We start from the raw sequence: 12651 nt of genomic DNA, 5'->3' as shown, positions 1-12651 counted from the left end.
GACGCATGAGTCAGGACATGCAAGACCGGTCCAAACGACTGCCACACAAGCCAATGCACGAGGGTGTTCATGAGCGGGCTGTATCTTCTGCACAAGCCTTATCGGGTGTTGTCCCAGTTCACGGACGAGCCATCCGCGGGGACGCCCTCCGGCCGTGCCACCCTGGCGGATTATATCCCGGTCAGCGGCATCTATCCCGCCGGACGCCTCGATCATGATTCCGAAGGCTTGTTACTCTTGTCCGATGATGGCGAGCTCATTCACCGCATCAGTCACCCGCGACACAAGCAGCCCAAGACCTACTGGGTACAGGTGGAAGGTCGCCCGGATGACGCGGCCCTGACCGCCTTGCGCTCGGGCATCGAACTCAAGGATGGCGTCACGCGACCGGCTCGGGTCCGCCGCCTGGCAGGCGTGACGCCCGCGCCGCGTCATCCGCCGGTCGATCCCCGCCGGCACCCCGAGACCCAATGGCTGGAACTGATCATCAGCGAGGGACGCAACCGACAGGTACGCCGGATGACGGCCCACGTCGGCCATCCGACACTGCGCCTGATCCGTACGGCAATCGGCCCCTGGACACTGGAGGGCCTGGCACCGGGCGAATGGCGCTACGCGCCCCTCAACGCGCCACGTCGCAAACCTTCACGCCGGCCACCCAAGAGGAGACGCCAATGAGTCGCTGGCAACCCTTCGTCAGCGTCGCCACCGTGGTGGAACGCGCGGGCTGTTACCTGATGGTCGAAGAAGCCATCGATGGTTCGCCGACGCTGTTCAACCAGCCTGCCGGCCACCTGGAGCCCGGCGAACGCATCCGTGACGGCGCACTGCGCGAATTGCGCGAGGAGACGGCCTGGCAGGTCGGCATCACCGACTACCTCGGCATGTATATCTATCGCACCCCTGACGGCAAGACCTTTCACAGTCACGGCTTTCACGGCATGGCCCTGGCACACCTCGGCAATGCGCTGGACGCCTCCATCGTGGCGGTTCACTGGCTGTCCCTGGAGGAGCTCGAAGCGCTGGATCGTGAAGGACGCTTGCGCAGCCCGCTGGTCATGCGCCGCATCCGCGACGCCATGGCCGAACGCTTCTACCCCATGGACGTGATACACGAGCTCTAAAGAAGGAAGAGAGAAGAAGGAAGAGAAAAGAACCAACCGACGACATAGCGACTGCCCTCTTCCTTCTTCAAGGCGCGAAGCGCCGTCCTTCCCTCTTGCCCGGGGCGGCGCAGGCTTTTCACCGGCGCAAAGCTTCGAGCTTCGATTTCAAATCAGGTATAATCCTGCCCCATTTGCGACCGATTCAACCCGAGAGCGCCATGACAGCCACCAACGGCAAGGTCATCGTCGGCATGTCCGGCGGTGTCGACTCCTCTGTTTCCGCCCAGTTACTGATCGAACAAGGCTATGACGTGGAAGGCCTGTTCATGAAGAACTGGGACGAGGACGACGGCACCGAGTATTGCACCGCCAAGGAAGACCTGGCGGATGCCGAGGCCGTGTGCCGCAAGCTGGGCATTCACCTGCACACGGCCAACTTCGCCGCCGAATACTGGGACAATGTGTTCGAGCATTTCCTCGCCGAGTATCAGGCGGGCCGAACCCCCAACCCGGATATCCTCTGCAACCGCGAGATCAAGTTCAAGGTCTTCCTCGAATACGCCGAGATGCTGGGCGCCGACTGGATCGCCACGGGCCATTATGTACGCCGAGGCGAGCGCGATGGCCGCGCCCGGCTGCTCAAGGGTCTCGACGTCAACAAGGACCAGAGCTACTTCCTGCACGCCGTTCCGGAAGCCGCCATCGCCCGCAGCCTATTCCCCGTCGGCGAGCTGGAAAAATCCGAGGTACGGGCCATCGCCGAGCGCCATGAGCTGGCCACGGCACGCAAGAAGGACTCCACCGGCATCTGCTTCATCGGCGAACGCCGCTTCCGTGACTTCCTGCGTCAATACCTCCCGGCTCAGCCCGGCAGCATCGAGACACCCGACGGGGATGTCATCGGCGAGCACATGGGGCTGATGTATTACACCCTGGGGCAGCGCCAGGGACTGGGCATCGGCGGCCTGGCCAACTATCCGGATGCACCCTGGTATGTGGCCGACAAGGACCTGACGCGCAATGTGCTGACCGTGGTTCAGGGCAAGCATCATGCGCTGCTGTATACCGATAGCCTGGTCACCGAGACCATGGACTGGGTGGCCGGCGCGCCCCCTATCGACCAGGGCCGTTACATGGCCAAGACCCGCTACCGCCAGGAGGATGTGCCCTGCACCATCCGGGTCACGCCCGGCGGTGAAGTCGAGGTGCGCTTCGACGACCCGCAGTGGGCCGTCACACCGGGCCAGTCACTGGTACTCTATGACGACGACATCTGCCTGGGCGGCGGTGTCATTCGCTCCATCTGGAACGCCTCGGAGGCCGCTGCATGACGACATCCACGCCGATCCATCCGGCCCCGGAATCCGCCACCGGGCGCCAGGCGCTGGCCCTGGCCGGCGTCTTTCAGGCGGCCAGCCTGGTGGACGAGCTGGCCCGTACCGGCCATGTCGAGCAACGCGCCTGGGAAACGCTGATGCACGCCACCCTGGAGACGAGTCCCGCGAACTTCGAATCCATTTACGGCGGCCATCCCAACAACCTGCGCCCCGGCCTCGACGCCCTCGACAGCATGCTGGGGCGTCGCCAGGCCAACCCGATGGTGATGCGCTACGGTTTCGGGATGCTGATGCTGATGGGCAAGTTGCGTGGCAACACCGGCATGATGGACGACCTGGGGCAGCGCCTGGCCCGAACACGGGCCCAGGCCGAGCACTTCGGCGAAACCCATGAGAACATCATCGCCAGCCTCGGCGAGGCCTATCAGCAGACGCTCTCGACCCTCAAGACCCGCATCGTCGTGCAGGGCGATCCCTCGCTGCTGCAGAGCCGCATGATGCCCGAGCGGGTACGGGCCTGCCTGCTCGCCGGCGTGCGCTTCGCCCTGCTCTGGCACCAGCAGGGCGGACGCCGCTGGAAACTGCTCTTTCAGCGCGGCGCCCTGAAGAAAGCCCTCGACACCCTGTAATCGTTCACGTCCACTCGGAACCCGATCATGCAACCAAGCCCCCTCTCCTTGTCAGCCCTCACCGCCATTTCGCCTGTCGATGGGCGTTACGGCAACAAGGCCGACATCCTGCGCGAGCATTTCAGTGAATTCGGCCTGATTCGCGCCCGTGTCACTGTCGAAGTCCGCTGGTTGCAGCGCCTCGCCGCCCATCCCGATATCCGCGAGGTGCCGGCGCTATCCGCCGAGGCTACGCAAGTGCTGGACGCGCTGGTCGACAATTTCTCGGTCAGCGATGCCGAACGCATCAAGGACATCGAGCGCACCACCAATCATGACGTCAAGGCGGTCGAGTACTTCATCAAGGAACGCATCGCCGACACCCCCGAACTGCATGCCGTCACCGAGTTCGTTCATTTCGCCTGCACCAGCGAGGACATCAACAACCTCTCCTATGGCGTGATGCTGACCGAGGGTCTCGCCACCCTGCTGCCGATCATGCACCGCGTGGCCGACGCTATCGCGCGCCTCGCCGCCGAGCATGCCGAGCAGCCGATGCTGTCGCGCACGCACGGCCAGACCGCCAGCCCGACGACCCTGGGCAAGGAAATGGCCAACGTGGCCTACCGCCTGCGTCGTCAGCTCAAGCAGATCGAAGCCGTCGAGATTCTCGGCAAGATCAACGGTGCGGTGGGCAACTACAATGCTCACCTGACCACTTACCCGGAAATCGACTGGGAAGCAAATGCGCAGACCTTCGTCGAGGCCCTGGGCTTGACCTTCAACCCTTATACCACCCAGATCGAACCCCACGATTACATCGCCGAGCTGTTCGATGCCATCTGCCGCTACAATACCGTGCTGATCGACTTCGATCGCGATATCTGGGGCTACATTTCACTCGGCTATTTCAAGCAGAGCACCGTCGCCGGCGAGATCGGCTCCTCGACCATGCCGCACAAGGTCAACCCCATCGACTTCGAGAACTCCGAAGGCAACCTGGGACTCGCCAACGCCATCCTCGGCCACCTGGCCGAGAAACTGCCGATTTCACGCTGGCAGCGCGACCTGACCGACTCGACCGTGTTGCGCAACCTGGGTACCGGTCTCGCCTATGGCCTGATCGCCTACCAGGCGTCGCTCAAGGGCATCGGCAAGCTCGAAGCCAATGCCGCGCGCCTGGACGCCGACCTCGACGCCAGCTGGGAGGTGCTCGCCGAGCCGATCCAGACGGTGATGCGGCGTTACAACATCGAGAAGCCCTACGAAAAGCTCAAGGAACTGACGCGCGGCAAGCAGATCGACCAGGCTGGCTTTGCCGCCTTCATCGACAGGCTGGAGCTGCCGGATGACGTCAAGGCAGAGCTCAAGGCGCTGACGCCGGGCACCTACACCGGCAATGCCAGTGAGCAGGCGCGCAAGCTGTAAGCTGCCCACGCGAGTGACGAGAGACGAGTAACGAGTGACGAGAAACGAGTTGTTGGCAGCCAGGCTGCCGGTTTGGGTGGCTCGAAGCTTGAAGTTCGAAACCCGAGGCTCATGGCTCGTAGCTCGTAGCTCGTAGCTCGCAGCGCGTGACTCACCTCCATCACTCAAGTTTTTATCGACTCAGGTGGCTTTATGTCTTCCGATACCCCGTTACCCATGCTCGGCGGCCTGACCGCGACGGAATTCCTGCGCGACTACTGGCAGCAGCAGCCACTGCTGATTCGCGGTGCCTTCCCGGATATCGAGAGCCCGCTGTCCCCCGATGAGCTGGCCGGTCTGGCCTGCGAGGACAACATCGAGGCGCGCCTGGTCGAGGAAAACGGCCCCGAAGGACCCTGGCAGGTCAGTCATGGCCCCTTCGACGAGGCCACTTTTGCCCGCCTGCCCGAACGCGACTGGACCTTACTGGTCCAGGCGGTGGATCACTACGTACCGGAGGTCGCCCAGCTGCTGGAACGCTTCACCTTCCTGCCCCGCTGGCGACTCGACGACATCATGATCAGCTACGCGCCTCCCGGTGGCAATGTGGGCCCGCATGTCGACCAATATGATGTCTTCCTGCTGCAGGCCAGCGGTCAGCGCCAATGGCAGCTCGGCGGACAGGTGCCGGAGGATGCGCCGATCATCCAGGGCATCGACTTGAAGATTCTCCAACGCTTCGAGGTTCAGCCCGACAAGGACTGGATCCTGGAGCCCGGCGACATGCTGTATCTGCCCCCCGGCTGGGCCCATCACGGCATCAGCCGCGCCGATGACTGCATGACCTTTTCCATCGGCTTCCGGGCCCATTCGGCGGACGAGGCCGTGACCTCCTACGCCGACTACATCGGTCAACAACTGCCTGGCTCGCAGCGCTACGCCGATGCCGGCATGGCCGCCCCCGCCGACCCCGCCGAGATCGATGACGCCTCCCTGGCGCGCATGAGGGCACTGATTCTCGAGTCGCTGGACGACCCCGATCAGATGGCGCAATGGTTCGGCCGGGTGATGACCCAGCCCAAGTACGTCGACCAACTGGTCCCCAATGACACCCCGACCGACCCGGACGAGCTTGTCGCCGCGCTACACGCCGGCGAGGCGCTGGAGCCGAGCCTGGGCTCACGTCTCGCCTGGCGTGCCCTGGATGATCAGCAGGCCACCCTGTTCGCCGATGGTGACGGCATCAAGTGCGCCCTGCCGCTGGCCCGCGACCTGGCCAACGCCAGCCTTATGGATGCCGGACTACTGTCCCATGCCGAAGCCCCGGCACTGCTGACCCGCCTGCTGGATGCCGGCAGCCTGGACTGGGTCCAGGACGACGAGGATTGATGCCATGTCCCATTCCCTGAACATTCGGCAAGGCAGCTGGAACGAGTTGGGGGACGCCGCCGGCGAGATTCGTCGCAGCGTCTTCATCGACGAGCAGCAGGTGCCCATCGAGGAGGAATGGGATGGCCGCGACCCGGAGTGCCGGCATTTCCTGGCGCTGGATGCCACTGGCCGGGCGCTGGGCACCGCCCGGCTGCTGCCCGATGGCCACATCGGTCGGGTGGCGGTTCTCCAGGAGTCCCGCGGCCGGGGAGCCGGCCTCGCCCTGATGCGGGCCGCCATCGACGCGGCGCGCCAGCGCGGGGATGCACAGGTGATGCTGGCGGCACAGATTCAAGCCCTGGCCTTCTACGAGAGACTTGGATTCATCGCCGAAGGCGAGACCTTCATGGAGGCCGGAATTCCGCATCGCAACATGGTGTTCTTGCTGAAGAACTGACCCTCTTCCCCGCTTCCTGCCACGAAAAATGACTACACGAATGCCACCCGAGATGCCCTTCCTGTAGTCAAGTTACAACCTGCCCTTCCCCCAAATGACAATGGCTGATTCGCGTCATACGGGGCCATAGTGATCCACAAGACAGGCGTTGCCGCCAGTTGAAGACGACGCCAGCGTCGTTCGGCAGAGCTTGATGATGCCGTATGCCGAGTCGGTTCATGCATTCCAGCAACCGCATCAATGGCCCGGAACGACCAGCAGATTTCGCAATTGCAGCAAAGACGCGACACCCCGGTATTTTCTGCATGAAGGAGAGGATCACTCCATGGCCAATTTTCACGATGAACGTCAGACACTGTCCCAGGAACGTGAAGCCCGTGACGGCAAGTGGGCCAATATCAACCCCGAACACGCTGCGCGCCTGCGGCTGCAGAACCGCTTCCGCACCGGCCTCGACATCGCGCGCTACACGGCAGGCATCATGCGCGAGGACATGGCCGCCTACGATGCCGACACCAGCCGCTATACTCAGTCGCTGGGTTGCTGGCACGGTTTCATCGGTCAGCAGAAGATGATTTCCATCAAGAAACACTTCGGCGAGACCCAGGGCCGCTACCTCTATCTTTCGGGCTGGATGGTGGCCGCCATGCGCTCGGAATTCGGCCCCCTGCCCGACCAGTCGATGCACGAGAAGACCAGTGTGCCCGCCTTGATCGAGGAGCTCTACACCTTCCTGCGCCAGGCCGACAGCCGCGAGCTCAACCAACTCTTCCGCCGGCTGGATGAAGCCCGCCAGGCCGGCGACGAAGTCAAGAGCCGGGAACTGACCAGGCGCATCGACAATTTCGAGACGCATGTGGTGCCGATCATCGCCGATATCGACGCCGGCTTCGGCAATGCCGAGGCCACCTACCTGCTGGCCAAGAAGATGATCGAAGCCGGCGCCTGCTGCCTGCAGATCGAAAACCAGGTCTCCGATGAAAAGCAATGCGGTCACCAGGACGGCAAGGTGACCGTGCCCCACGAGGACTTCATCGCCAAGATCAATGCCCTGCGCTACGCCTTCCTGGAGCTGGGTGTGGAAGACGGTGTCATCGTGGCGCGCACCGACTCGCTCGGCGCCGGCTTGACCCAGAAGATTGCCGTCAGCCACGAACCGGGGGATCTCGGTGATCAGTACAACGCCTTCCTCGATGGCGAGGAAATCACCTCGGCCGACGAGATTCACAGCAGTGATGTGGTCATCAAGCAGCAGGACAGGCTGGTCAGGGTCAAGCGACTGACGTCGGGCCTGTACCAGTTCAAGCCGGGCAGCGGTGAGGACCGCGTGGTGCTGGACTGCATCACCAGCCTGCAGAATGGGGCCGACCTGCTGTGGATCGAGACGGAGAAGCCGCATGTCGGCCAGATCAAGGGCATGGTGGACCGTATCCGCGAGGCCTGTCCGGATGCCAAGCTGGTCTACAACAACTCACCATCCTTCAACTGGACCCTGAATTTCCGTCAGCAAGTGTTCGATGCCTGGGCGGCAGAGGGGCAGGACATGTCGGCCTATGAGCGCGACGACCTGATGAGTGCTGAATACGACGACACCCGGCTGGCGGCCCTGGCCGACCAGTGGACGCGTGATTTCCAGCGCGACGCCGCCCGGGATGCCGGCATCTTCCACCACCTCATCACCCTGCCCACCTACCATACGGCCGCCCTGTCCACGGACAGCCTGGCCCGAGGCTACTTCGGCGACATGGGGATGCTCGCCTATGTCGAGGGCGTGCAACGCCGCGAGATCCGCGAGGGCATTGCCACCGTCAAGCATCAGGACATGGCCGGCTCGAACATCGGCGACGATCACAAGGAATTCTTTCATGGCGAAGCCGCCCTCAAGGCGGGGGGCAAGGACAACACCATGAACCAGTTCGGTTGATCGGCATCGCGTTGATGAAGGGAATAGACGGGGAGGTCCGACCTCCCCGTTTTGCCATGTCAGCATGGCAGCTAGACTGAGGCCCGTCTCGAGTGACAGGCTTGGCAAATTGCAGTAATGCCGTTAGTATTTTTGCGAACAGCGTTTTAAAACCTGGGGCAACAAGCAGACAAGGAAAGCGACAGCCTGCAACACCGATCTCGCTGTCCAGATGACATGACCAATGGATGAATGAGCCTAGGAGGTTCTCAACATGCTGAAACGTCTACTTCCCGTACTGGCCTTGAGTGTTCTCACCCTTGCCGGGTGCGCCAACTCCAACCCCTACTCCGGCAATGTCTATTCAGGCGACAATGCCAAGACATCCCAGAGCGTGACCATCGGCAACATCACGGCGCTGCGTCCGGTGCAGATCCAGGCCGAAAGCCGTGCCGGCGGCATCCTGGGTGGCGGTGGCGGCGCCATCATCGGCGGCCTGCTGGGGAGCCAGATCGGCGGCGGGTCCGGTCGTCAGCTGGCGACCGTCGCCGGGGCCATCGGCGGTGCCGTGGCCGGCAGCAAGATCGAGGAGTCCTCCAACCTGATCGATGCCGTGGAAATCGAGGTTCGCAAGAACAATGGCGAGCGGGTCGTGGTGGTGCAGCGTGCCGAGCAGAATCAGCAGTTTCAGGTCGGCCAGAAGGTCCGCCTGATCGGCAGCGGCCGTAACGTCAGCGTCGCGCCTTACTGACCCGCGGGCGGCATGGCGCCCCGGCGGCCTCCGCCAGCGCCATTGATCCTCATCGGGAGTGGGATCGGCGAAACAGCCGCGACGCCCATAAAAAGGGCATGGCCGGTTACAGCCATGCCCTTTTTTACACTATTCCGCCGACGCCTTGACTAGGCAGGTTCCAACGCCACCGTCCAGGGGACCAGTAATTGATGCGACTGGCGCACAGGAGTGGTGAGGACACGGGGCAAGCGACTGGTGAAAGTCCTCCGAGCCCTGGAGACGGCAGGAAGAGCACAAATCAGGCAACGAACAAGGGGGAAGCCCCCTCGTTCAACGACGTGAATATAGTCAGTGCAGGTCGACCTTGTTCATGGCCCAGCAAGCCAGCTTGCCACCGACCAGGGCCAGGATGCCGATGACCAACAGTGTCAGCAGGAGATCGACCGGACGAACGATTGCCGTGGCCAGCAGCACGGCAATGGCAGGACTCCAGACCCAGCGGTCATCTTCGCTGCGCAGCAGGCTGGGAACCAGCTTGTCCAGTGCGCCACTGACGGACGCCTCCCAGCGTTTGATACACAGCGTCAGGATCACGGCAAAGGCGATCAACCAGATCACGGTCACGAGCATGGCGGACTCCACAAAGGTCGGCAGGATGGTCATTCAGTCAGTCCAGAGGGTATCCCTGAGCGGCATCCCACGCAACCGGATGGCCAACAAGTGAACGTGGCTCAGGCACAACCGGATTAACCTGAAAAATGTCCAGCACCACTGACAGAGGCCAATAGCTCACGTTACCATGGTCTTTTACACGCACTCACCAATAGGTTCATCAATGCAAATTGCGCAGAATTCAGTTGTCGCGTTTCACTACACCCTGACCAACGACTCAGGTGAAGTGCTGGACAGCTCCGAGGGTCGTGAGCCGCTGACCTATCTCCACGGCGCCGGCAACATCATCCCGGGTCTCGAAAAGGAAATGGAAGGTCGTGCGCCGGGCGAGAAGCTGCAGGCACAGGTCACCCCTGAAGAAGGTTACGGTGAAGTTCAGCCGCAGCTGGTTCAGGAAGTCCCGCGCGATGCGTTCCAGGGCGTTGAAAACGTCGAGCCTGGCATGCAGTTCCAGGCCCAGACCGAAGGCGGCCCGCTGATGGTCACCGTGACCCAGGTCGAGGGCGACACGGTAACTGTCGACGGCAACCATCCGCTGGCCGGCCAGCAGCTGAACTTCGACGTCGAGATCGCTGAAGTTCGCGAAGCCAGTCAGGAAGAAGTCGAGCATGGCCATGTTCATGGCGAAGGCGAAGGCGAAGGCGAAGGCGACGAGCAGTGAAGCTCGCCGCATCGCCAGCCGGTGATGCTTGAATATCGGGAGCGGCCACAGGGCCGCTCCTTTTTTATGGTGACTAGTCTTGCCGGCGAGCGGGGCTCAGCCCTCTCCCGCCTCCGGGTCAGGCGACGTTACCAGCCCGGCAAGCGTCCTGTAGCCGCCCCAGAGCCTGGTTGCGGTGGTCAGCAGGCATGCCGCACCGAACAGCGTGGCCAGCCAGGGGAAGAGCCCCGGCCACACACAGAAGGCCACCAGGGCCAGCACGGTTTCGGTGCCTTCGGTCAGGCCGTGCAGGTAATAGAATGACTTGCGCTGGAAGTGAGGCCGCTCCAGCCCATGCCGGGATGCCATGATGGCGAAGGCCAGGAAAGAGGTGCCCGTGCCGACGAAGGCGAAGAGGAGAAAGGCCCCCGCCACAGCATTGGCGTCCGAGTCGGCCAGCACGAACCCCAGCACCACGGCCGCATAGAAGACGAAATCCAGCCCGATGTCCAGGAAGCCTCCGGCATCGTTTTCCTGACCACAATGGCGCGCCAGGGCTCCATCGAGGCCATCCCCCAGTCGATTCAGCAGGATGACCGCCAGTGCGGCCCAGTAGGCCTGCCAGGCCAGCAGGGGAACCGCCAGCATGCCCACCGCAAAGGCAGTGCAGGTTACCTGGTCCGGCCGAATGTGCCAGCGAGCCAGTAACCGAGCGACCGGTTGCAGAGGGCCTTGCGTCAACGGCATTGTCCAACGATCCAACATGCGCGCTCCATGGGTGAAGAGAAGAGACGATGGGGTCGAGGCGAAACCCGGGGCGAGCGAACGACGTACAAGGGCATGAGACCCGCCCGGAAAACGTAAAGGCAGACACCATCATCCGGAACCTCGGGCGTGCTTTGCCATCCTATCCTTAACAGAGCCGTTATTTCAGGAGCGCATATGCTGTCCCTCTTTCGCTGGACGACTCTCTGGCCATTGCTGCTGGCCACCAGTCTCTCTCCCTCGACCCTGGCCGAAGACCGGAACACCGCCAGCGCCGTATTCGCCGCCGGTTGCTTCTGGTGTGTCGAGGAAGCCTACGACAAGGTGGAAGGCGTCGTCGCCACCACCTCCGGTTTCAGTGGCGGTGATGTCGCCAATCCCGGTTATGACCAGGTCGTGACCGGCGGCACCGGGCATGCCGAAGTGGTCAAGGTCGAGTACGACCCCGACACTGTCGACTACAGCACGCTGCTGTATGTGTTCTGGCGCAATGTCGACCCCTTCGCCGAAAACCGTCAATTCTGCGACCAGGGCGCCTCCTACCGCAGCGCCCTCTTCCCCATGAACGAGGCCCAGCGTCAGGCCGCCGAAGCCAGCCGTGCCGAAGTCGCCGAGCGCTTCGAGCGAAAGATTGCCACCGAGATCAACGACTTCAAGGCCTTCTACCCGGCCGCGGAATACCACCAGGATTATTACGACAAGAACCCGCTGCGCTACCAGTTCTACAAATCCGCCTGCGGACGCTCGGAGCGACTCGAGGAAATCTGGGGCGACGAGGCCGAAGCCAGCCGCCAACCATGAGCCGGGCAGCTCAGCAGGTGACGCGAGGCGTGACCGCCGCGAGCCGGAAAAGGCCACGACGTCCATTGCCGGGGTGTGGTGTCAGCCCTCGCCGGTAACGCCCGGCTGCAGGGGAATATCCAGGCGCTGGGCCAGATGCTGTGTCTCGAGGGGGCGACGACTCTGCCAGTAGTAGCGCTGCCAGTACTGGTTGTCCAGCGAGGAGAGGCGCACACCACTCGACGAGGAGGCGTGCATGAAGCGGCCGTCACCTACGTAGATACCGACATGCCGATAGGCGCCGGGCGGCCGGAAGAATACCAGGTCACCGGGACGCAGCTCGGACTGCGCCACACGACGCCCTTCATGCACCTGATTGGCCGTGGTGCGCGGCATGTCGAGCTGAAAGGTGTCGGCGAAGACATTCTGCACCAGCGCCGAGCAATCCACCCCGCGACGGGTCGTGCCGCCCAGGCGATAGGGCGTGCCCAGCCAGCGTTCATGCTGAGCCATCAACGCCCGGCGTATCAGGGCCGGCGGTGGACTGGCATTGTTGCGGACATGCCATCCAGCATCCTGAGCCGGCGACATCATCGGCTCATGGTCGCCCGGCATGCCCGGCAGATCCCGGGCGAAGTAGTCATCGGGTGCCGCTTGCGACGCCATCGAGGAAGAGGAACTGCCCGAGGAGGCACAGCCTGTCAACAATCCACACGCAACCACGGTAAATGCAAGACGGCGGGACGTCGGGTTTAACATCCTTGTTCCCTCACACTGTACTCCTCTTGCTGGTGTGTCCCGGGACACTGTCAGTCATGTACGCGATGAGACATCGTGCATGTAAAACGGTTCAATACCGGCCGGAGATCGGC

14 protein-coding genes are annotated in these 12651 nt (G+C 62.9%); 11 read left to right on the top strand and 3 right to left on the bottom strand.

The features are described 5' to 3' along the window. The first annotated feature begins 69 nt into the window (after window positions 1–69). From HHA01_RS03570 to HHA01_RS03530, 9 genes are all read left to right on the top strand, one after another. Window positions 70–678, top strand: a complete 609-nt coding sequence (locus HHA01_RS03570; protein ID WP_141317794.1) for a pseudouridine synthase — start codon at window positions 70–72, stop codon at window positions 676–678. Then, a complete protein-coding gene (locus HHA01_RS03565; RefSeq protein ID WP_141317792.1) occupies window positions 675–1124 on the top strand; it encodes an NUDIX domain-containing protein in 450 nt (149 codons plus the stop codon). Before HHA01_RS03570 ends, HHA01_RS03565 begins: the two co-directional genes overlap by 4 nt. Window positions 1125–1324: 200 nt before the next feature. Beyond that, a complete protein-coding gene (mnmA, locus tag HHA01_RS03560; RefSeq protein ID WP_141317789.1) occupies window positions 1325–2437 on the top strand; it encodes a tRNA 2-thiouridine(34) synthase MnmA in 1113 nt (370 codons plus the stop codon). Beyond that, window positions 2434–3072, top strand: a complete 639-nt coding sequence (hflD, locus tag HHA01_RS03555; protein WP_141317787.1) for a high frequency lysogenization protein HflD — start codon at window positions 2434–2436, stop codon at window positions 3070–3072. Before mnmA ends, hflD begins: the two co-directional genes overlap by 4 nt. A gap of 27 nt (window positions 3073–3099) precedes the next feature. Continuing rightward, window positions 3100–4479 (top strand): adenylosuccinate lyase, encoded by a 1380-nt coding sequence (gene purB, locus HHA01_RS03550; protein WP_141317785.1) that lies wholly within the window; start codon window positions 3100–3102, stop codon window positions 4477–4479. A gap of 192 nt (window positions 4480–4671) precedes the next feature. Beyond that, window positions 4672–5847, top strand: coding sequence for a cupin domain-containing protein (locus HHA01_RS03545; protein WP_170214827.1), 1176 nt, complete (start codon window positions 4672–4674; stop codon window positions 5845–5847). 4 nt (window positions 5848–5851) lie between these two features. Next, entirely contained in the window at window positions 5852–6286 is a 435-nt protein-coding gene (locus HHA01_RS03540; protein ID WP_141317783.1) for a GNAT family N-acetyltransferase, read from the top strand. 325 nt (window positions 6287–6611) lie between these two features. After that, entirely contained in the window at window positions 6612–8210 is a 1599-nt protein-coding gene (locus tag HHA01_RS03535; RefSeq protein ID WP_141317781.1) for an isocitrate lyase, read from the top strand. Between the two features lie 256 nt (window positions 8211–8466). After that, the gene (locus tag HHA01_RS03530; RefSeq protein ID WP_174787711.1) at window positions 8467–8940 is read left to right on the top strand and encodes an outer membrane lipoprotein; all 474 of its coding nucleotides are present in this window, start codon (window positions 8467–8469) and stop codon (window positions 8938–8940) included. Window positions 8941–9270: 330 nt separating this feature from the next. Here the strand turns inward: HHA01_RS03530 and HHA01_RS03525 are convergent, their stop codons facing one another. Next, window positions 9271–9585 carry a hypothetical protein gene (locus tag HHA01_RS03525; protein ID WP_246053800.1) on the bottom strand — a complete coding sequence of 105 codons (315 nt, stop codon included), beginning with the start codon at window positions 9583–9585 and terminating at the stop codon, window positions 9271–9273. Window positions 9586–9757: 172 nt separating this feature from the next. Here HHA01_RS03525 and HHA01_RS03520 point away from each other — a divergent pair, with 172 nt between their 5' ends. Continuing rightward, window positions 9758–10255, top strand: a complete 498-nt coding sequence (locus HHA01_RS03520) for an FKBP-type peptidyl-prolyl cis-trans isomerase (protein WP_141317778.1) — start codon at window positions 9758–9760, stop codon at window positions 10253–10255. A 96-nt stretch (window positions 10256–10351) separates the two neighbouring features. On the opposite strand, the gene HHA01_RS03515 is transcribed toward HHA01_RS03520, so the two are convergent. Then, on the bottom strand, window positions 10352–10999 hold the full coding sequence (locus HHA01_RS03515) for a CDP-alcohol phosphatidyltransferase family protein (protein ID WP_141317776.1): 648 nt from the start codon (window positions 10997–10999) through the stop codon (window positions 10352–10354). 177 nt (window positions 11000–11176) lie between these two features. On the opposite strand from HHA01_RS03515, the gene msrA reads away from it, so the two are divergent. Then, entirely contained in the window at window positions 11177–11800 is a 624-nt protein-coding gene (msrA, locus tag HHA01_RS03510) for a peptide-methionine (S)-S-oxide reductase MsrA (RefSeq protein ID WP_141317774.1), read from the top strand. Window positions 11801–11881: 81 nt separating this feature from the next. On the opposite strand, the gene HHA01_RS03505 is transcribed toward msrA, so the two are convergent. After that, window positions 11882–12445 carry a C40 family peptidase gene (locus HHA01_RS03505; RefSeq protein WP_141317772.1) on the bottom strand — a complete coding sequence of 188 codons (564 nt, stop codon included), beginning with the start codon at window positions 12443–12445 and terminating at the stop codon, window positions 11882–11884. Between the last annotated feature and the right edge of the window lie 206 nt (window positions 12446–12651).

This window comes from Halomonas halmophila (genome assembly GCF_006540005.1).
Classification (GTDB): domain Bacteria; phylum Pseudomonadota; class Gammaproteobacteria; order Pseudomonadales; family Halomonadaceae; genus Halomonas; species Halomonas halmophila.
Note: the sequence above shows the minus strand (reverse complement) of the source record. Positions and strands in the feature narration are given on the sequence as shown.

Coding starts and splice junctions, on each gene's coding strand:
- HHA01_RS03570 (WP_141317794.1), top strand. CDS start 70: ATGAGCGGGCTGTATCTTCTGCACAAGCCTTATCGGGTGTTGTCCCAG.
- HHA01_RS03565 (WP_141317792.1), top strand. CDS start 675: ATGAGTCGCTGGCAACCCTTCGTCAGCGTCGCCACCGTGGTGGAACGC.
- mnmA (WP_141317789.1), top strand. CDS start 1,325: ATGACAGCCACCAACGGCAAGGTCATCGTCGGCATGTCCGGCGGTGTC.
- hflD (WP_141317787.1), top strand. CDS start 2,434: ATGACGACATCCACGCCGATCCATCCGGCCCCGGAATCCGCCACCGGG.
- purB (WP_141317785.1), top strand. CDS start 3,100: ATGCAACCAAGCCCCCTCTCCTTGTCAGCCCTCACCGCCATTTCGCCT.
- HHA01_RS03545 (WP_170214827.1), top strand. CDS start 4,672: ATGTCTTCCGATACCCCGTTACCCATGCTCGGCGGCCTGACCGCGACG.
- HHA01_RS03540 (WP_141317783.1), top strand. CDS start 5,852: ATGTCCCATTCCCTGAACATTCGGCAAGGCAGCTGGAACGAGTTGGGG.
- HHA01_RS03535 (WP_141317781.1), top strand. CDS start 6,612: ATGGCCAATTTTCACGATGAACGTCAGACACTGTCCCAGGAACGTGAA.
- HHA01_RS03525 (WP_246053800.1), bottom strand. CDS start 9,585: ATGACCATCCTGCCGACCTTTGTGGAGTCCGCCATGCTCGTGACCGTG.
- HHA01_RS03520 (WP_141317778.1), top strand. CDS start 9,758: ATGCAAATTGCGCAGAATTCAGTTGTCGCGTTTCACTACACCCTGACC.
- HHA01_RS03515 (WP_141317776.1), bottom strand. CDS start 10,999: ATGTTGGATCGTTGGACAATGCCGTTGACGCAAGGCCCTCTGCAACCG.
- msrA (WP_141317774.1), top strand. CDS start 11,177: ATGCTGTCCCTCTTTCGCTGGACGACTCTCTGGCCATTGCTGCTGGCC.
- HHA01_RS03505 (WP_141317772.1), bottom strand. CDS start 12,445: ATGGCGTCGCAAGCGGCACCCGATGACTACTTCGCCCGGGATCTGCCG.